The organism is Actinotignum sanguinis, assembly GCF_003957255.1.
In the GTDB taxonomy this organism is placed as follows: domain Bacteria; phylum Actinomycetota; class Actinomycetes; order Actinomycetales; family Actinomycetaceae; genus Actinotignum; species Actinotignum sanguinis.
Map to the genome: position 1 here is coordinate 1 of NZ_QDIE01000059.1, position 728 is coordinate 728.

The following is a 728-nucleotide window of genomic DNA, read 5'->3' on the forward strand; positions in this document are numbered from 1 at the left end:
AAGTCGGGGTTAAACCAACACGTTCTGTCCATCCAAAAACTCGAGTCAAACCGAGTTCGAACCCGACTTTAGCCTGCTAGCAAGCCGAAAAGTCCGGATAAAACCAACACCAAGTGTCCTATAGGCCGCAGAACCCCCGCAAGATCCGCAGCGCCAGCTGCCTAAAGGGACTACCTTCCAGAAGTTAGAAGGTAGCGAAATTTCGTGGGCAAATGTGGATGAGTCTACCGGTGCAATTACCTTGACCCCGGGGCGTACAGTAAATCCAAGCGATTACTCGGTGCCGGTGAAAGTCACGTACCCGGATAATACCACTGCCGTCATTTATGCAACGGTGACGGTGACAGAGTCTGATCTTATTCCCGGAGATTTTAAGCTGTCGCTAACTCGTAATTTTTTCCCTGTGAGGGAAGTCGTGCTTGCGGAAGGACAAGCCCTCGATCCGGTAGTGGATATCACAGCGACTCAGAAACTACGCGCTGTTGACCATATTCGTTTTAAAACCGTATGCACCAAGAAGAAGTTTGATGGAACTAGAGAGACTACCTACCAGGAAACGATTAACGGGTGGGAGGTTAAGAGGCCGAATTACTGGCCTCGTGGTTGCGTCCGTTAGTGTGGTGTATCTGTATCCCGCGGTGATCCTCGTGTCGGTATACACAAAGGCGACCATCGCGGGTACCTTTCGAATCAACTCCTACCTATCCTCGAAAGGAGATACCCCGCAA

1 pseudogene is annotated in these 728 nt (G+C 50.5%); it reads left to right on the forward strand.

Annotated elements, in window-relative coordinates:
• Positions 1-151: 151 nt before the first annotated feature.
• Positions 152-616 (forward strand): annotated as a pseudogene (locus tag DDD64_RS09235) (Rib/alpha-like domain-containing protein); the annotation flags it as partial.
• Positions 617-728: the final 112 nt, after the last annotated feature.